The following is a 17,221-nucleotide window of genomic DNA, read 5'->3' as shown; positions in this document are numbered from 1 at the left end:
CTGAGGGGTCCCCATGTCGGCCGACTATGACCGGCTCTTCCACTCGTCTGAACCGGGTAAACCGGTCGACGATGCCACCGCCATCGTGGACAGAGATGCCATTCTGAAGGCCGCCGCAGCCGCGTCGCCTCCGCCGCCGGTCCCGGTTGGGGAATCCAGTTCCACGGACGTGCCCGTGGCCCCCTCGGCAACCACTCAGACTCAGGCTGCTCCGCAGCCGCGGCACGCGGAGACCACGCCGCAGATGCCTGCGCCGATGCCGCAGCCGCCGGCGAGCGCTCCGCAGTGGCCGCAGAACTCTATGCTGCGGGCCCCGCAGCAACAGCAGTTCGGCGCGGGCGCACGCCACGAGCAGCCCCGCACCATGCCCGGCCCGGCCGCGCGCGTCGCGCCCGGCCCGGCGCCGTCACAGTTCGCCGACCTCGATCCCGAGGTCAGTGGCCAGTGGCGGGCGGGACAGGCGATCCCGACCCCAGCCGCGCCCGGCCCCACCTCGGCCGCCTCGATGGGTAACCACCGCGCGATCGACGCGCTGTCGCACGTCGGGGTGAAGACCGGTGTGAAGATGCCGTCGCAGCGCGGATGGCGGCACTGGCTGTACCTCACGACCCGGATCAACCTGGGCCTGTCGCCCGATGAGGTCTACGAACTCGAATTGCACGGCCGGATCCGGCGCAATGCCCGCGACTCCTACCAGATCGGCGTATTCGGACTGAAGGGCGGCGTCGGCAAGACCGCCGTCACCGTCGCGCTGGGGTCGGCGATGGCCAAGGTCCGCGGCGACCGCATCCTGGCGATCGACGCCGATCCGGACGGCGGCAACCTGGCCGACCGGGCCGGCCGGCAGTCCGCGGCGACGATCTCCGATCTGCTCGCCGACCAGGAACTGTCCCGCTACAACGACATTCGTGCCTACACGAGCATGAACGGGTCGAACCTCGAGGTGCTCTCCTCCGAGGACTACAGCGGCGCCCAGCGCGAATTCAACGACGATGACTGGAAGGGCGCCACCGCCGTGGTGTCGCGCTACTACAACCTGGTCCTCGCCGACTGCGGCGCAGGCCTGTTCCAGAAGGCGTCCCGCGGCGTGCTGTCCACGGTGTCCGGCATGGTGATCGTGGCCAGCGCCTCGATCGACGGGGCCCGGCAGGCCGCCATCACGATGGACTGGTTGCGCCAGAACGGATATCAAGATCTGCTCGGCCGGTCCTGCGTCGTCATCAACCACGTCACGCCGGGCAAGCCCAACGTCGACGTCGAGGATCTGGTGCAGCAGTTCGAGCGCCACGTCCCTCCGGGCCGGGTCATCGTGCTGCCCTGGGACAAGCACGTCGCCGCGGGCACCGAGATTCAGCTCGAGCTGCTCAGCGATACGTTCCAGCGACGGATCACCGAGCTGGCCGCTGCCCTGTCCGACGATTTCGACAGGCTTGAACGGCGTTGACCGCGACCGCAGCCGCCGCAGGCACGACCAGCGGCGCGACGTCCAGTAGGCCGTCCACCACCCGGGTCACCATCCTGACCGGCAAACGGATGACCGATCTGGTGTTGCCGGCCACCGCGCCGATCGAGACCTACATCGACGAAACCGTGAGTGTGCTGGGCGAATTGCTCGAGGACACTCCGAAGGACACCCTCGCGGGGTTCGACTTCTCCGAGCAGGGTATGTGGGCGTTCGCCCGCCCGGGTGCGCCGCCGTTGAAGGCCGACGAATCCCTCGACGATGCCGGGGTGGTCGACGGTTCCTTGCTGACGCTCGTCTCGGTCAGCCGTACCGAGCGGTACCGCCCGTTGGTCGAGGACGTGATCGACGCGATCGCCGTGCTCGACGAATCACCGATCTTCGACCGGACCGCTCTGAATCGCTTTGTCGGCGTGGCCATCCCGGTGGTGGCCACGGCCGTCACGGTGATGTCGTTGGTGTCCTCGAGTGGCGCCGGTCAAGGCTGGTGGTGGGCGATAGCGCTGGGACTGTTCGGCCTGGGCCTGCTCGGTGGCAGCTTCGCCGCCCAGAGTCGCTACGACAACCTGGACCTGTCCGAGAGCCTGCTGCTGGGCGCGACGATCGTGCTGGGCGGTGCTGCGGCGCTGGCCGTGCCGTTGCCCTATGACGCGGATTCGCTTGGCGCGCCGCAGCTTGCCGGTGCGGGCGCGGTGGTGTTGTTGTTGACGTTGGCGACCCGCGGCGGACCGCGCCGTCGCGCCGATGTGGCCTCGTTCGTCGCGATATTGGCGATCGCCATCACCGGTTCCGCGATCGCCGTCGGGTACGGCGGGGGTTTCTGGGTGCCGGCCGGTGCGATCGCGTTCGGCCTGATCGTGGTGACCAACGCCGCCAAACTCACTGTCGCTGTTGCCCGTATCGCCCTGCCGCCGATCCCGGCGCCCGGTGAGACGGTGTCCAACGATGAGCTGCTCGATCCGGTGATCACACCGGACGAGGTCGACGAGGCGTCACCCACGTGGAAGGCGATCATCGCCTCGGTGCCGGAATCGGCTGCGCGACTGCAAGAACGCAGCCTGCTCACCCGCCAGCTGTTGATCGGATTCCTGTCGGCCGGCTCGCTGGTGCTGTCGGTGGGTGCGATTGCGGTTGTGGTGCAGGGACATTTCTTCGTGCACAGCATGCTCGTCGCCGGCCTGGTGGCCGTGATCTGTGGCTTCCGGTCCCGGCTGTACGCCGAGCGGTGGTGCTCCTGGGCACTGCTCGCGGCGGCGGTCGCCGTGCCCACCGGGGTGATGGTGCGGCTGTGTCTGTGGAATCCGGGCAATGCCTGGCTGGTGCTGGCGATCTACACGGCGCTGGGACTGGTCGCGGTGATCGCGGTGGGTGCGACCGACGGCGTGCGCCGGGTGTCGCCGGTGACCAAGCGGATCCTCGAGCTGGCCGACGGCGCAGCCATCGCTGCGGTCATTCCGCTGCTGCTGTGGATCGCCGGTGTGTACGACCTGCTGCGAAACCTGCGGTTGCACTGACGGTTTACCGGTCCCGGGGACCGGCCTCGCCGGTTAGAACAGCGTGTTGCGTTGGGGTGAGCACGTATCCCTGCGCCACGACGTGACACCCAGTCATTCCACCCGTGAGCTTGTGCATCGCGTGCGGAACTTTTACGAACCCGGGCCCACGCGGGATCGGCGTACCGCAGGAGTCGATGGGTCAACTCGGCAATGGCAGTTCTGCAGCCCGTGGTTGCGAATGGTCAGTGCATCCGTGACCGAGATGCCCGAACAGCTGCCGGACGGTCTGACGGGCCGGGCAGATAGATGACGTGCGGTGCGAGTCGCGGCTGAGCAGCTAGAAGTTGTGCGTTCGGCGTGTCCTGAGCTCGGGTAGCATTTTCCTCAACCACTGGTAGAGGGGACTGTCAACGGTCGCTGCTGGGAACTCGTGTTTGGCGGCCGTAACTGTGGCTCGTGTTCCCGGGGCCATGCTGCTGGTCGGCCCGGCAGTCAGGTCTCCTCGTGACTAGTTGATGGGGGTATGTGGTGACTGGTGAGTTGCGGGTCAATATTGCCGAGCTGAGGGCGGGTGCCCTGGGCTTTAGAGATGCGGCTGACGCGCTTCCGGATCCGCCGAGTGCGTTTCCTTCGTTGGGCACAGATCGGTTGGCGCAGGCGTTGACCAACCGCACGAATGACGTGGAGTCGTCGCTGCACGACACGATGCCGACGGCCAGAAGCGATGCGCGCACGACGGCAACCAACATCGGCACGGCCGCTGACCGCTATGAGAAGACCGACCAGCAGGCCCACGCTGATGTCAATGCCCGGTTGGCGGAGTTCGATTCGAAATTCGGTTCGTCGAGCGGCGGCGGTGGCGGCATGGATGCGATGGGCCAGTTCGGTCAGCTCATGCAGATGCCGATGCAGATGGCTCAACAGCTGGGCCAGGTGCCGATGCAGATGGCTCAACAGCTGGGCCAGATTCCGCAGACGATCATGCAGAGCGTGCAGCAGCTCGGCCAAATGGGTGGCGGGCTCGGCCAAGGCGGTGGTGGCGCGGAAGGCCCCGGGGGGGCGGGCGGCCCTGGCGCGTTGGGGTCTGGTGCGAAGCAAGAAGGCCCTGCCAGCGACGAAGACCGCGACGACCGGGCTGAGCGGAAAGACCATGAGCAGCGTGAGGGCGCTGCGGCTCCCGACGGTGGCACGCAGCGAGCTCCAGCCGCTGGGCCATCGGCCGAGGCAGCGGCCCCTGGGCCGAAGGCAGAGGCCGCGCCGGCCCAGCCGCCGCGCCGACCGCCGGTTGATCCTTCAGTGTTGTTGTGACCAACAGTTCTTTTGATGTGAAGGTGTGTTGATGACTCTTCCTCCCCAGGGGCCGTACGGTGCGCAACCGACCGGGGGTGGTGGGCCGCAGTGGGGCGGGCCACCACCGGGCGCACAGCCGCCATACGGGCCGCCCGGCGGGCCGTGGTCGCAGCAGGCGTGGGGTGCCCAGCCGCCTCCTAACCCCAAGGGCGGCAAGGGGAAGTGGATCTTGGTGGGTCTCGCGCTGGTCGCCATCATCGCCGTCAGCATTGTCGGCACCGTTCTGGTACTGCGCACAGACTCAGGAGGCGGCAACGGTCAGCAGGCCAATACCGCCAATGGGTCCGAATTCGCCAGTGCCAACGATACCGGGCCTGCGAACATCATAATTGAAGAACCCACTTGTGAAGCGTGGGTAAAGATCGCGCACGATATCGATACGGCGGCCCCTGATTGGAACAAACAGGATTATTCGATTCCGGCGACGGAATGGACGCCTGAGCAGAAGTCGGTATTTGAAAAGAAGAGTGTCGCGTTAGCGGACGCAATCAAGAAATCGTCAAACCTCGCGAAGCAGACTCCGCACCGGGTAATGCGCGAGCTTTACGGTCAGTACATTGCCTACGCTCAGGCGGTTATCGATTTGATTCCGAGGTACTCAACAGGAGACGATAATATTGTTGGTGCCTCCAATCAATTCTTTAGTGCGCTGAACAGAATATGCGATGCCATCCACTACCGTGCAGCCCAGCAGACCGCTCCCCTTGTGCCGGTCCCATCGCCGCCGTCGGAAGTACAAACGTTTAATCGGGAGGCGGCCACGGCGCCGGAACGATTTCTCAATGGCGATAACGGCGTCTGCGCTGACTGGATAACCGCCGCTGAGCGTTTCGACAATGACACGAAGGACTGGCGCGGCATCGATTCAAAGATACCGGCGACAGAATGGACGCCAGACCAGAAATCGGTAATGGACGCGGTAGGGCCGGTGATGACCGCTTATGCCGATGATGTGGAACGCATGGGTCGAAAGAGCGGGAATGCAGTCTGGGAAGATTTCTCAGTAGTCACTGCGCAGTACTTGCGCGCGTACATTGAGACGATACCCACGTATTCGGTGAACTCTAGCTACCTCGCGTCAGCGTCGACACGTCTAGCAAATGCGATCTATTGGGCATGTAAAGCTGAGTCGTCATGAGCACCGTCGCTCGTCCCACGCTCACCGGACCGGTGATGCTGGACGATATTACAGATCTCGTTGCCCTGCTGGGTGGACAAATTGCAAAGCCAGGCGGTGACGAGTACCTAGATATCATGGCAGGTCCGGGTGCCTGGCCAGAGTTCGATGAGTCAGTGTTCGATCAGCGCAAGGAAATGCTCAGCGGTATAAAATCGACGGTTACTCAAGCCCGTGTGAATTGGGATGCCGTCCACGCGGCAATCTTTAATGGGCTGTTCGTATGGGTTGGTGGTAGTGCATCGGCCGCGTCGACTAAATCCGAGCAACACAGCAAGGCAATGCAAGAGATCGAAAACCAACTTGCCGCCGCGATTGAATGGTGCGCTAATGCGTGGTCGACAACCAGAAATGCGAAAAAAGCGATCGCTGATTTTATCTGGCTCACCCACAACGCAATTAGTGATTTACTAAGTAAAGACTACGAAAACGATACGGACAAGAAAGACGCCGAGAATGCCGCCAAGAAGATGGCCGAGCAGGCATACCTCGCTAACAAGCAGTTCCTTGACAGCCTCGCGGAAAGCCTGAGCGGAAAAATCGAGGAGGACGGATCTCCGCCGTCTGAAACTCATGCCGCCGCACCTCTTGACAACGGCACCGAAGGATCAGAATCGGCACCATCCGCTGGTAGCACCTCAGGTGCAGGTGGATCGTCGTCGGCATCGCCGGCGAGCGGTCCAACTCAAGGAGAATCCGGATCTGGGGCGGGTGCGCCAGCCGCTGAGGATGCGGATCCAGGGTCGGACAAGGCGAGCTTGTTTTCCAAGGCTGAGACGCCTCCTGAGACGCCAGCAGTTGTTAAGGATGCGGCTCCTGGGGCGGCTCAGGTTGGTTTGCCTACTAAGGCTGAGACGCCTCCTGACAGGCCAGCAGATGCTGAGCCTGCGGCTCCTGGGGCGGCTCAGGTTGGTTTGCCCACTAAGGCTGAAACTCTTCCTGACACGCCCGCGACTGTCTTGCCAACTCCCGCCCAGCCCACTCCCGGGCGCCAATCACCTACAACCCCAGTAACTCCGTCTGTCCCGTCGGCGCCGAGTGCCCCAAGCGCTAGCCCTTTGTCTAGCGCGGCGAGCAGCCTGCCCAGCGCCGGGTCACCGTCCTCCTCTGCGGCCAGTCCAGGCGCCGGGATAGATCCGTCAAAGGCAGCGGGACAGGCGCCGATCGGTGGTGCGCCGACCGATCCGCTGCAGGCCTTCTCACAGGGCTTCGCTGACTCGGCGGGAACGCCCGTGCATGCCGCTTCTTCTGGTGGCGCACCCCCGCCGTTGGCTCCATCGCCCGTAGTGCCGGCCAGCGATGCAATGACACCGGCCAGTACGACGTCGGCGCCGCTGTCGCAGGCAGGTACACAAGCAACTGCTGCCCCGGTGCAGGCTCCACCGGCGGGTGGCTCGATGGGTGGTGGAATGGGCATGGGTGGTATGCCGCTGGGTCCGCCGCCGACGCCACCTCCTGCCGCACCCGTAGCGCCGGCAGCTGCTCCGCCGCCCGCGGTTGCCCCGCCGGCGAATGTCGCCGGTGGTGCTCAGGTGGCGCCGATTCCGGTGTCCGCAGCTCGAGCCGAACGGGACGCGGCGCAGAACGCGGCCAAGCGCAGTTCGGATCCGTTGGCTTTGGCACGCACGATCGCCGCGGCGCTCAATGCACCTGACATGGTCAATCTCGACGACTTCAACTTCTACTGGATCACGGCGCTCACCACCGATGGGCAGATCGTGGTGGCCAACAGTTATGGGTTGGCCTACATCCCTGCGGAGGTTCACCTACCTGCACAGGTGAAGATGGCCTCGGCGGACGAGTCGATCCCGCCCGCTGACCGCGCCAGCTGGGCCACCTACCCGATCGTGGCGTTGCAGCGTTGGGCCCAGCATCACGAGGTGACGCTGCGTGCGGTGATCGGCTGTGAGCATCACTTCACCAATTCCGATTCCGGTGTGCACCAAGTGGTTTTGGCGCCCGAAGACATCCCGGCCAAGGGCAAGATGGCGGGCCGCGATCGGCTGCAGGTCATCGCTCCGGACATCAGCATGAGGCTGGCGGGATTCAGTGACGCCGATCTGGTGAAGATCCTGCCGCCCGCGCCGGCCGACACCACGCCGCCGGCCGATCATCGACCCGAGCTGTGGGACAAAGTCTGGCAGCCGTTGGCCAGCAGCGCATCCAACCGTGGCCAGGTGCATTTGCAGGCGTTCTTGGCCTATGCGGCCCACGCGCAGGAGTACGCGGTCTATGAAGCGCACACCGCGGTGGAGGCTCAAGACCAGCGCCGTGCTGTCAGTGACTTCATCTACTGGCAGCACGTGGGTCAGTTGATCGCAGACGCGCTCGCAGACGCCGACGTCAGCAGCAGAGGCTAGTGACCGGCTAAACGAACGAACCGCAGCGTTCAGTCAAATTGGCGAGTTCACGGGGGCAGACCGGCCCTTACTATTGTTTGCGAGAAACCGTTGGGGCGGACTGTTGGTGACAACAGGCCGGCCGCGGGGACAACTGTGGTTTCGCTAGCGCGTCTGTACCGATCGGGGAATCGGCAGGCGTAGGGAGGAAGAGTTGCGATGGGTGCGCCGGGTGACAAGGTTCAAGTCACGTCGTCGGAGCTGACGACAAAAGCCGAGTCGATCTCGACACCCCGGCCGCAGGGGCCGGGACCTGCAAATCCCCCAGATGGTTTGGACATCACCTCAGCTGCGATGAGTCAGCTCCATGCGTCGGTCGAGACTCTCGCGACGACCCTTTCGGCAGGCGATGTCGAGGCGCAGCGTCTCGCGGGGGCCCTTCGTGCCGCCGCCGGTGCGTACGACAAGGTCGATGCGGATCGCAAGGCAGCACTCGATGGTCAGATGAACGGCGGCAACGGCGAGACGCCGGCCGGCGGGAGCCCGGTCGCCCCGGATATGAGCGGCATCCCGGAGGCGCCCAGCATTCCGTGCTTCGCGTATCCGGACGCAGGCAGCTGGGACTTCTTCACCGATTGGCAGAGCGCAGCGCGCACGATTCATTCCGGCGACACCCAAGCACTGTCCGTCAAGTATTTGCGCGACCAGTGGAAGACCTACAAGCAATCGCTGCACGAGCACGCGAGCAATTTCGCGCGCCCGCCTGCTGAATGGGAAGGCGCCGCCGCTGAGAGCTGCGCGGGTTCCATGCAGAGCCTCTACGGCTGGTGGCTGGACATGGGTGACGAGGCAGAGAGATTGGGCTTGCAGGCGGAGAAGTTCGCCGACGCACACGACAAACTCGTGGGCGACCACCCCACGATGGAGGATGTCGAGACCTTCAACGGCATGAACTGGTCGTCGTTCGTGCCCGGCGCCAAGGCCGCCCAGTGGGCGGTCTTCCAGACACGCTCAGAAGTAGCGCTGCGCGAGTACGCCAATGGCACCGGCCTCATGCAGATCAGGCCGGGTAAGCCGCCGTCAATCGGTGGTCTGCCTGCGGTGAATCCCGGCGAGGTCCCGTCGAAGCCCGGCAACCAGACGCCGGGCGGTCCCAGCACGCCGACCGGTGGTGGCGGGACCGGCGGCGGAGGTGCCGGAGGCGGCACTCCCGAGATGCCGTCGGTTGACTCACCGTCGATGTCGCCGGCCAGCGCTGATCCGTCCGCTGGTCAAGGCTCGGGCGGTTCTCCCAGCGGTGGTTCACCGAGTGGCGGTCAGGGCGGTGGCCAGCCGAGTGGTGGCTCGCCCAGCGGCGGGTCCCCGTCGACGGGCGGCCTGCCCACGGGAACCGAGGGCATGCCGGAGATGCCCGGTCTCGACGATCCCAGCCTCAAGCCGGCCAGCGCGGGCGGCGGCGGTGGCGGTACTGGTGGCGGTGGTGGCGGTATGGGCGCCGGACCGCTCGGGCCCGCCGTCGGCGCTGAAACGGTGGCGGCATCGCCGTCCGGTTCCCGAGGCGCTGGTGCCGGACCCGCAGGTATGGCGGGTGGCGCTGGTGCCGGTGGTATGGGCGGCGGCATGGGCGGCATGGGTGGTGGCCACGGTCAGGGCGGCCAGGGCAAGGAGAAGCGCCGCAACCCGAACCTCACGGAGGACGAGGATCTTTACGTCGAGGACCGCGCGTACACCGAGGCGGTCATCGGTCGTCGTGCACGCAAGGACGCGAAGGACGGCAAGTAGACCGGCGCCGGTAGACAGACGCTCGCCGACGACACGCAATGTGTCGTCGGCGAGTTTCGTTGTACGCCAAGCTGTTCCCGCAATACTCATAGCCACATGAGTCAGCCCGCCTCGCCACACGGACGAGACGGGCTGACTTGCAGGAACTTCGTGGGCCTCAGCCCAGTTGCGGCCCATCGGCCGTCAGCTCCGCGACCATCGCATCGAGCCGCTCACGGTCGGCTTCGATGGACGCCGTCGCTGCGGCCGTTGCCTTCTGGATCGCTTCGTTGAGGCGCTGCTCGACGGCTTGAGCGCCCAGACGCAGCAATCCGTCCTTGATGTACACGTCGATCAGGTGGTGGTGCCCGTTGAGCGTGACTTCGACGCTCTGGGCTTCGTCTGCCGCCGTGAACGTTTCGCTGTTCATCTTGTGCAGTTGATCATCCATGAGCGACTGCAGCTGCTGGGCCTGACGCAAGACCGCGGCGACCTGCGGATGCATCTCGTCTGTCATGACTATTCCTCCCGACCTTTCTGGGACCCCTCTCCCAGGAAGCTTGATGTCATTGCTCCAGCGCCATCTGGTAGCGGCTCTCCTCACGCGGATTGATCAGCGTGATGGGCAGCTGCCGGTGGCGTGGTGTGTCAATGAAGTTGGGGCGCATGATCACTCGGCCGACACCTTGATGCGGACCGAGGTAGGTCGTGGCATGGGGCCACGCGACGCGCGGCACACGGCCGACGCGTCCGTTGATCATGGTGGCGAATTCACGGAACTGCGGCCCGAGGGTCACCACGGCGCCGGAAGCAGCGGAGCGGATGACGAACTGGGTGAACAGCCGGGCGTCACCGAGGTTGATGCTGACGTCGACGTTGTCGAACGGCATGTAGACCGGGTAGCGGTCAGACGTCTCGCCGACCAGCACGCCGGCCGACCCGATCGGCAGATCGTAGTGCTTGTCGGTCACCGGGGTGAGCCCCTGAAGGGCGGCCCGCTGCCCGCCGTACAGGCAGGAAAACCCTCGCGGCGTCGTCGGATTGGACAACGTCGTCAGCAACACGGTCGACGTCGGCGCCGCTCCGGGACGAATCCGCACGCACGTCGTGGTGTGGTCGGCCCGGGCCGACCACCAGACGTCCGGGCCGCCGGGTGCGTTGTAGGCCGCGGTGAAGGTACTGCGGCCCTTGATCACCGACCAGGTTTCCTTCTCGAAGCTGATCTCGGTGGCCTTGTCGTAATCGTCGAAGCTGCGCGAGCACCGCGCATCGATTCCGTTGCTGGCCAACTGATCCGCGATCCGGGTGGCTGACGCCACCAAGTACCGGGCCAATCCGGACACCCCGCTGTCGCGGCGCTGGGCCGAGCGCCGGGTCTGCTCCGGGTCGGCGCGCAGCACGATCCAGGTGCGCCGGTTCGCCGGCGCCGGGTAAGGCCCCACCACCTGCTCGTAGAGCGCCACCAGGCTGGCCGGGGCGGTCTTGCCGACGCGATATCCGGCCGACACCACATCGGCCTCCAGGTCGGGGCAGTGCGCCCGCAGCAGCTTCTCGACCAACTTGGTGCTGACGGTGTCGTCCGAGACGGCCTCGCCGTTGACGATCACGGTCGGGGTGAAAGGCCTTGGAATCAGCTCGATCACCGCGACCAGGTAGTCGCCCTGCCAGCGCACGGCAACGTGATCGCCCGGCATGACGGTCGCCCCGACCGCAGGCTCCGACGGCACATCGGGGGTGCTGCGGTGGCGTCGCCGCCAGGAAAACACTGCCCTGACCCAGCCGGTGAGCCGGTAGCCGCGAATCGTGAGCACGGAGAAGATCGCGATCAGGACCGACAGTGTGATCCCCAGCCAGAGCAGCTTGAAGTGCAGGCACACCGCGATGCACGCGGGGATCAGCGTGGCCGCCCAGATGGCGTGCCCGGTGGTGAAGCGGAAACCGAAATGCCGCCGTAAGAAGTTCATGGGCGGCGCCGCAACGCGCGTCGGGTCATCGCAGCGATCCCGAGGATGACTGCCAATGCGGCTCCGGCGACCACCACACCGGTGATCGGGCCGCGGTCTGGCGGCGGGATGTAGACGGGCGGCGGAACTTCCTTGACGCGGAACGGCGCCTTGGCCGGACCCTCGGGCACCTCCCACGTCAGTGCGGCCACCGGATCGACCACGCCGGCACCGACATAGTTGTCGACGCCTCCGCCGGGATGCCGTGCGGTGGACGTAATCCGGTTGATGATCTGGGCCGGGGTCAGATCCGGGTAGCGCTGTTTGACCAGCGCGGCCAGACCGGAGACGAACGCGGCCGAGAACGACGTGCCGTTGAGCGGCACCGGGCCGTCCTCACCGGGGGTCGCGTTGATCGGCTGGCCTTCGTAACCCAGCGCGGTGAGATTCTCGCCGGGAGCGGCGGCGCCCAACCACGGACCCGACATCGAGAAGTTGCTCGGCTGACCGTTCTGGCCGACGCTGCCTACGGTGAGTACCAGCGGGTCGTACCAGGCCGGGCTGACGATCGTCTGCACGCCCTTCCAGCCGCGCGCGTCGGCGGGAAGCGACGGATCCGGCGGCGGGTTCTGCGTGCAGTCCTGGCCGGTGTTGCCGGCCGCGACGACGATCACCACGCCCTTGACGTTCACCGCGTAGTTGATGGCCGCACCCAGGCTGGACTCGTCGATCCGGCGGGTCACCTTGTAGCAGGCGGCCTCGCTGATGTTGATCACCTGCGCACCGAGGTTGGCCGCGTGGACCACCGAACGGGCCAGGCTGCGGATCGAACCCGCGGTCTGGGTGGTGTTCGGGTCGTTGGGATCCTGACGCGAACCCTTGGGCTGGAACGCGACGGACGTCTGGCGCAGCGAAATCAGTCGTGCATCGGGGGCGACACCGACGAATCCGTCAGTGGGGGACGGCCGCCCGGCGATGATCGACGCGGTCAGCGTCCCATGTGCGTCGCAGTCGGACATCCCGTTGCCTGCGGCGTCGACGAAGTCGCCACCGGGCTCGGCTGGAACCCTGGGGGACCCGTTGACCCCGGTGTCGATCACCGCGACAGTTACGCCGGCCCCGGTTGCGAACTTCTGCGCCTCGGAGAGCTTCAGGTAGTCCGCTGCCCACGGCTTGTCGGCGAAGTTCGAATTCGGCATGACCGTCGGCGCGGCGCAGATCTTGCGCTGCTCCGTGGGCTGGTCCGGACCGGTTTCATCAGGTGGAACGGCTGCGGCGTCGATCGCAGGCGGATCGATCGCAAACGCCGGAGGCGCACTGAAAAGGGCCAACAAAACTGCCAGCAGCATCACGGCTAAGCGCTGCACGCCTCACACTCCCCCAAGGACATCGGACATGTCTGCAGTGTGCTGACGCACTTTCAGCAAACAAAATCCGGTCTGCTCGACAATGCATCTTCTCACTTCAAGCCGTCCGGCTAATTGCACGCAGGCAATCATAAGGGTGCCCAGGTGAGGCTGATAACGCTTTGTGCCCGCGGTGACTGCTGCGCGTGGCAAGGCTTGGGTGTGACGGCGCCGCGCCACCTCGGGTTCTACCGCCCGGTGCGCGACAGGGAGCTACGCGTCCAGATCCTGCTCCACCAGCCCGGCCACGGTGGCCAAGGCGTCGGCGTCGTCGGATTCCACGGTCACCTGAGCCCCTTTGCCGGCACCCAGCGTCATGATCATCAGGGCCGAGCCGGCGTCGACGGGCTCACCCCCATCCATGGACAGGGTGACCGGAACTCCGGCGTTGACCACAGCCTCGGCGATGATCGCGGCGGGGCGGGCGTGCAGGCCGATGGCCGAACCGACGGTGACAGTCTTGCTGGGCATGTTTTCTCCTTAGGTGGTGGCCAGCGCCGGGGATTCCGGCGTGGTGACGGATGATTTGGCTAACTGTTTGGCCGTGATGACCGCCAGGGCGCTGACGACGGTGCCTGCGGCCAGGGCGACCAGGAACCACAGCAGGTTGCCGATCGCGAAGAACACGAAGATGCCGCCGTGCGGTGCTTTGAGCGTGACGTCGAAGGCCATGATCAGACCGCCGGTGACAGCGCCGCCGAGCATCATCGACGGGATCACCCGCAGCGGATCAGCCGCGGCGAACGGGATGGCACCTTCGGAGATGAATGATGCGCCCAGAAGCCATGCGGCGCGGCCATTCTCGCGTTCCGGTTCGGTGAACAGCCCGGGCCGCAGTGTCGAGGCCAGCGCCATCGCGAGCGGTGGCACCATCCCGGCCGCCATCACCGCGGCCATGATGCGGAGTGTGGCGGGGTCGGCGACATTGAGGCCGGCGGTCGCGAAAGCGTAGGCCGCCTTGTTGACCGGGCCACCGAGGTCGAAGCACATCATCAACCCGAGGATGACACCGAGAATGACGACGGAGGTTCCGGTCATGCCGCTGAGCCAGTTGGTCAGGCCGGTGGTCAACGCGGCCAGCGGTCGGCCGAGCAGCAGGAACATCAACAGGCCCACGATCAGTGACGCGCCGAGCGGGATCACCACGACGGGCATCAGTCCCCGGAACCACTGTGGCACCTTGAAGGAACTGATCCATTGCGCGGCGAACCCGGCGATCAGACCGCCGACGATGCCGCCGATGAACCCGCCGCCGACGAACACGGCCACCGCTCCGGCGGTGAAACCCGGTGCGATACCGGGCCGGTCGGCGATCGCGAACGAGATGTAGCCGGCCAGGGCGGGGACCAGGAACATGAAGGCCAGCCCGCCCAGGGTGAACAGCACCGCCCCGAGATACTGCGTCAGGCCACCGGGCGGCAGGTCGGCCAGGGTGTTGGTGACGGCGATGTGATGACCCAGCGAGTTCATCCCGTAGGCCAGCGGGCTCGGTTGACCCTCAGCGGTGTTGCCGATGTCGTAGCCGGCGAACAGGAAGCCCAGCGCGATCAGCAGGCCGCCGGCGGCGACGAACGGGATCATGTAGCTCACACCGGTGAGCAGGATCTGGCGGATGCGGGTACCCCAGCCCACATCGCCTGCCGTGGCCGGGGCCGCGGTGGCATCGGCCGATCCGGCCACCCGCGGGGCATTGGGATTGCCTGCGGCACCGATGGCTTCGGAGATCATGGCGCCGGGTTCGTTGATGGCGCGTTTGACACCGGAGGCGACGACGGGCTTGCCGGCGAAGCGCTGCTTGTCCTTGACCCCGACGTCGGTGGCGAAGATGACGGCATCGGCCGCGGCGATCGTCGCCGCGGACAGCGGCGTGCTTCCGGACGAGCCCTGGGTTTCGACGGTCAAGTCGACGCCGGCGGTCTCGGCGGCCTGCTTGAGCGCATCGGCAGCCATATAGGTGTGGGCGATGCCGGTGGGGCAGGCCGTGATCGCGACGATCGAGACGGCCTTGGCGGGTTCAGCGACAGGTGCAGGCACCGGGGCAGGCGCGGGCGCCGGATTGACGACGCCGTCGACGAGCGTCACCACTTCGTCGTCACTCGCAGCCTCGCGCAATGACGCCACGAAGTCCTTGCGGACCAGCGCCCGGGCCAGGCTCGACAGCAGCTTCATGTGTTCGGCCCCGCCGGATTCCGGTGCGGCGATCAGAAACGCCAGATCGGCCGGACCGTCCGGGGCGCCGAAGTCGACCTTGGGTGAGAGCCGGGCGAAGCCGATCGTCGGGGTGTCGACGTAAGGGGAGCGGCAGTGGGGAATCGCGATTCCGCCGGGCAGACCGGTGGCGGACTGGGCTTCCCGCGCCATTGCCGCGCCCACCAGGCCGTCGGCGTCGGAGGTGCGGCCCGCCTGGGCGAGCGCACTGACCAGACGCGTGATGACGGCCTGCTTGTCACCGCCCGCGTCGACATCGAGCAGGACCAGACCGGGGGTGATGATCGGTTGGGTCATAGTGGCACCTTCACGGGGTGGGTACGGACAGCATCGAGGTCGAGTTGATCGGGGCCGGGCAGCGCCGATCCGGGCAACGCCGCAGCGGCACTGCCGTAGGCGACGGCCATCTGCAGTCGTTGTGCGGCTTCGGCACCGGCGACGGCGGCCCGCAGGTAGCCGGCCAGTGAGGCATCGCCCGCACCGACGGTGCTGCGCGGAACGATCGGCGGTGGCGTGGCCAACCAGGCGCCGGTGCCGTCGACCAGTACCGCGCCGGCAGCACCCAGCGTGGCCAGCACGGCGCCGACGCCTCGCGAGACGAGGGCCTGAGCGGCGTCCACCACAGGCGACGGATCGCCCTGCGCGGCAGCGTCTTCCAGGTCAGCAGCCGGAACTCCGGCGAGGTCGGCGAGTTCCTCGGCGTTGGGCTTGATCAGATCGGGCGCGGATACGTCGAACGCGGCGGCCAGAGCTGCCAACGGTGCCTCGGAGGTATCGACGGCCACCCGGCAGTCAAGTGGCGCCAGCAGCGAGACCACCTGCGCGTACCAGTCGACCGGCATCCCGGGCGGCAGCGACCCGGACAGTGCCACCCACGACGCGTCCTGCGCCTTGGCCAGCACGCAGCGGGTCAGCGCCTCGAGCGCGTCGGCATCCACGACCGCGCCACGTTCATTGATTTTGGTTGTGGTGCCGTCGGATTCGGTGATCGCGATGTTGGTGCGGACGGACCCCGCAATGGGAACGCCCGTGAACGGGACATCAAGCGCCCGGAGAGCGCTCAGGAGCGGATCGGAGTCGGCGGCCGGCAACACGGCCTCCGCGGCAACGCCGGCCAGGGTGAGGGCTCGGGCCACGTTGATGCCCTTGCCGCCGGGTTCGACGGTGACGGAGTCGACGCGCTGGACTGCTCCGCGCGTCAACGGCGATCCCAACGTCACGGTGCGGTCCAGGCTGGGGTTCGGGGTGACAGTGACGATCATGCGACCACCACCTCGACGCCGTGCTCGGTGAGCAGTGCGCGGTCGGCATCGGAGATTTCACTGTCGGTGATCAGGGTGTCGACACTGTCGATCGGGGCGAAGCTGACGAAGTCCTCCTGACCGACCTTCGATGAATCTGCGACCACCACGACGTAGTTCGCTGCCTGGACCATGGCCCGCTTGACTGCCGCTTCTTCGGTGTCCGGGGTCGACAATCCGTGCCGTGTGCTGATGGCGTTGGTGCCGATGAACGCGATGTCCACCCGCATGGTCTCGAGTACGCGCAGCACCTGCTCGCCGACCGCGGCTTGGGTGAGGCCGCGGACCCGTCCACCGAGCAGCTGCAGGGTGACGGTCGGCACCGTCGCGAGCAGGCCGGCGATCGGTACCGAGTTGGTCACCGCGGTGAGCTCCCGATCGGTAGGCACCTGCGAGGCGACGCGGGCTGTGGTGGTCCCGGCGTCCAGCAGGACGCTGGCACCGCTGAGGGGAAAGAAGTCGACAGCGGCCGCGGCGATGGCATCTTTCTGGGCGGCGCGGGTGGTGTCCCGTTCGCCGACGCCGGCTTCCACGAGGTGCAGGGTCCGGGCAGGCACGGCTCCTCCGTGTACGCGGCGCACGACGCCGGCCTTGTCGAGTACGGCGAGATCGCGGCGGACTGTCTCGGTCGTGACGTCGTATGTCTGCGCCAGTTCGGCGACCGAGGCACGGCCCCTGCTCATGACCAGCGCGGCGATGGCCTGCTGGCGCTCCTCGGCGTACATGAGCCTCCGTATGTGTGGGTTAAAGCCCGCTAGAATGTTGATATATGTTGTTT

General features: G+C 66.4%; 13 protein-coding genes. 6 read left to right on the top strand and 7 right to left on the bottom strand.

Going from position 1 to position 17,221, the window contains the following annotated elements:
- Nucleotides 1-13: 13 nt before the first annotated feature.
- The 6 genes from ACNQR1_RS02065 (at nucleotide 14) to ACNQR1_RS02040 (ending at nucleotide 9,606) form a co-directional block, all read left to right on the top strand.
- Nucleotides 14-1,444, top strand: a complete 1,431-nt coding sequence (locus tag ACNQR1_RS02065; protein WP_418043702.1) for an ESX-1 associated ATP-binding protein EpsI N-terminal domain-containing protein — start codon at nucleotides 14-16, stop codon at nucleotides 1,442-1,444.
- Nucleotides 1,441-2,976: a type VII secretion integral membrane protein EccD gene (gene eccD / locus ACNQR1_RS02060; RefSeq protein ID WP_418043700.1), complete on the top strand. Its 1,536-nt coding sequence runs from the start codon at nucleotides 1,441-1,443 to the stop codon at nucleotides 2,974-2,976. The genes ACNQR1_RS02065 and eccD overlap by 4 nt, the downstream gene beginning before the upstream one ends.
- Before the next feature lie 642 nt (nucleotides 2,977-3,618).
- Nucleotides 3,619-4,266, top strand: coding sequence for a hypothetical protein (locus tag ACNQR1_RS02055; RefSeq protein WP_418043698.1), 648 nt, complete (start codon nucleotides 3,619-3,621; stop codon nucleotides 4,264-4,266).
- A gap of 214 nt (nucleotides 4,267-4,480) precedes the next feature.
- Nucleotides 4,481-5,446, top strand: a complete 966-nt coding sequence (locus ACNQR1_RS02050; protein ID WP_418043696.1) for a hypothetical protein — start codon at nucleotides 4,481-4,483, stop codon at nucleotides 5,444-5,446.
- Nucleotides 5,443-7,845: a hypothetical protein gene (locus ACNQR1_RS02045; RefSeq protein ID WP_418043694.1), complete on the top strand. Its 2,403-nt coding sequence runs from the start codon at nucleotides 5,443-5,445 to the stop codon at nucleotides 7,843-7,845. Before ACNQR1_RS02050 ends, ACNQR1_RS02045 begins: the two co-directional genes overlap by 4 nt.
- 198 nt (nucleotides 7,846-8,043) lie before the next feature.
- Entirely contained in the window at nucleotides 8,044-9,606 is a 1,563-nt protein-coding gene (locus ACNQR1_RS02040) for a PPE domain-containing protein (protein ID WP_418043692.1), read from the top strand.
- 157 nt (nucleotides 9,607-9,763) lie between these two features.
- Here ACNQR1_RS02040 and ACNQR1_RS02035 read toward each other — a convergent pair whose 3' ends face one another.
- From ACNQR1_RS02035 to ACNQR1_RS02005, 7 genes are all read right to left on the bottom strand, one after another.
- Nucleotides 9,764-10,102, bottom strand: a complete 339-nt coding sequence (locus tag ACNQR1_RS02035; protein ID WP_043368130.1) for a YbaB/EbfC family nucleoid-associated protein — start codon at nucleotides 10,100-10,102, stop codon at nucleotides 9,764-9,766.
- A gap of 49 nt (nucleotides 10,103-10,151) precedes the next feature.
- A complete protein-coding gene (gene eccE, locus ACNQR1_RS02030) occupies nucleotides 10,152-11,549 on the bottom strand; it encodes a type VII secretion protein EccE (RefSeq protein WP_418043690.1) in 1,398 nt (465 codons plus the stop codon).
- Nucleotides 11,546-12,895: a type VII secretion-associated serine protease mycosin gene (gene mycP / locus ACNQR1_RS02025; protein ID WP_418043688.1), complete on the bottom strand. Its 1,350-nt coding sequence runs from the start codon at nucleotides 12,893-12,895 to the stop codon at nucleotides 11,546-11,548. The genes eccE and mycP overlap by 4 nt, the downstream gene beginning before the upstream one ends.
- Before the next feature lie 252 nt (nucleotides 12,896-13,147).
- Nucleotides 13,148-13,405 carry an HPr family phosphocarrier protein gene (locus tag ACNQR1_RS02020; RefSeq protein ID WP_075922126.1) on the bottom strand — a complete coding sequence of 86 codons (258 nt, stop codon included), beginning with the start codon at nucleotides 13,403-13,405 and terminating at the stop codon, nucleotides 13,148-13,150.
- Nucleotides 13,406-13,414: 9 nt separating this feature from the next.
- Nucleotides 13,415-15,439: a PTS fructose transporter subunit IIABC gene (locus tag ACNQR1_RS02015; RefSeq protein ID WP_418043686.1), complete on the bottom strand. Its 2,025-nt coding sequence runs from the start codon at nucleotides 15,437-15,439 to the stop codon at nucleotides 13,415-13,417.
- The gene (locus ACNQR1_RS02010) at nucleotides 15,436-16,404 is read right to left on the bottom strand and encodes a 1-phosphofructokinase family hexose kinase (RefSeq protein WP_418043684.1); all 969 of its coding nucleotides are present in this window, start codon (nucleotides 16,402-16,404) and stop codon (nucleotides 15,436-15,438) included. Before ACNQR1_RS02010 ends, ACNQR1_RS02015 begins: the two co-directional genes overlap by 4 nt.
- A complete protein-coding gene (locus ACNQR1_RS02005; RefSeq protein ID WP_418043683.1) occupies nucleotides 16,401-17,168 on the bottom strand; it encodes a DeoR/GlpR family DNA-binding transcription regulator in 768 nt (255 codons plus the stop codon). The genes ACNQR1_RS02010 and ACNQR1_RS02005 overlap by 4 nt, the downstream gene beginning before the upstream one ends.
- Nucleotides 17,169-17,221: the final 53 nt, after the last annotated feature.

This window comes from Mycobacterium sp. 48b (assembly GCF_048282725.1).
Classification (GTDB): Bacteria; Actinomycetota; Actinomycetes; order Mycobacteriales; family Mycobacteriaceae; genus Mycobacterium.
Note: the sequence above shows the minus strand (reverse complement) of the source record. Positions and strands in the feature narration are given on the sequence as shown.

What these genes read in the sequence shown, in the direction of transcription:
- ACNQR1_RS02065 (WP_418043702.1), top strand. Translation starts at nt 14, where the DNA reads ATGTCGGCCGACTATGACCGGCTCTTCCACTCGTCTGAACCGGGTAAA.
- ACNQR1_RS02045 (WP_418043694.1), top strand. Translation starts at nt 5,443, where the DNA reads ATGAGCACCGTCGCTCGTCCCACGCTCACCGGACCGGTGATGCTGGAC.
- ACNQR1_RS02040 (WP_418043692.1), top strand. Translation starts at nt 8,044, where the DNA reads ATGGGTGCGCCGGGTGACAAGGTTCAAGTCACGTCGTCGGAGCTGACG.
- ACNQR1_RS02035 (WP_043368130.1), bottom strand. Translation starts at nt 10,102, where the DNA reads ATGACAGACGAGATGCATCCGCAGGTCGCCGCGGTCTTGCGTCAGGCC.
- eccE (WP_418043690.1), bottom strand. Translation starts at nt 11,549, where the DNA reads ATGAACTTCTTACGGCGGCATTTCGGTTTCCGCTTCACCACCGGGCAC.
- ACNQR1_RS02020 (WP_075922126.1), bottom strand. Translation starts at nt 13,405, where the DNA reads ATGCCCAGCAAGACTGTCACCGTCGGTTCGGCCATCGGCCTGCACGCC.
- ACNQR1_RS02015 (WP_418043686.1), bottom strand. Translation starts at nt 15,439, where the DNA reads ATGACCCAACCGATCATCACCCCCGGTCTGGTCCTGCTCGATGTCGAC.
- ACNQR1_RS02010 (WP_418043684.1), bottom strand. Translation starts at nt 16,404, where the DNA reads ATGATCGTCACTGTCACCCCGAACCCCAGCCTGGACCGCACCGTGACG.
- ACNQR1_RS02005 (WP_418043683.1), bottom strand. Translation starts at nt 17,168, where the DNA reads ATGTACGCCGAGGAGCGCCAGCAGGCCATCGCCGCGCTGGTCATGAGC.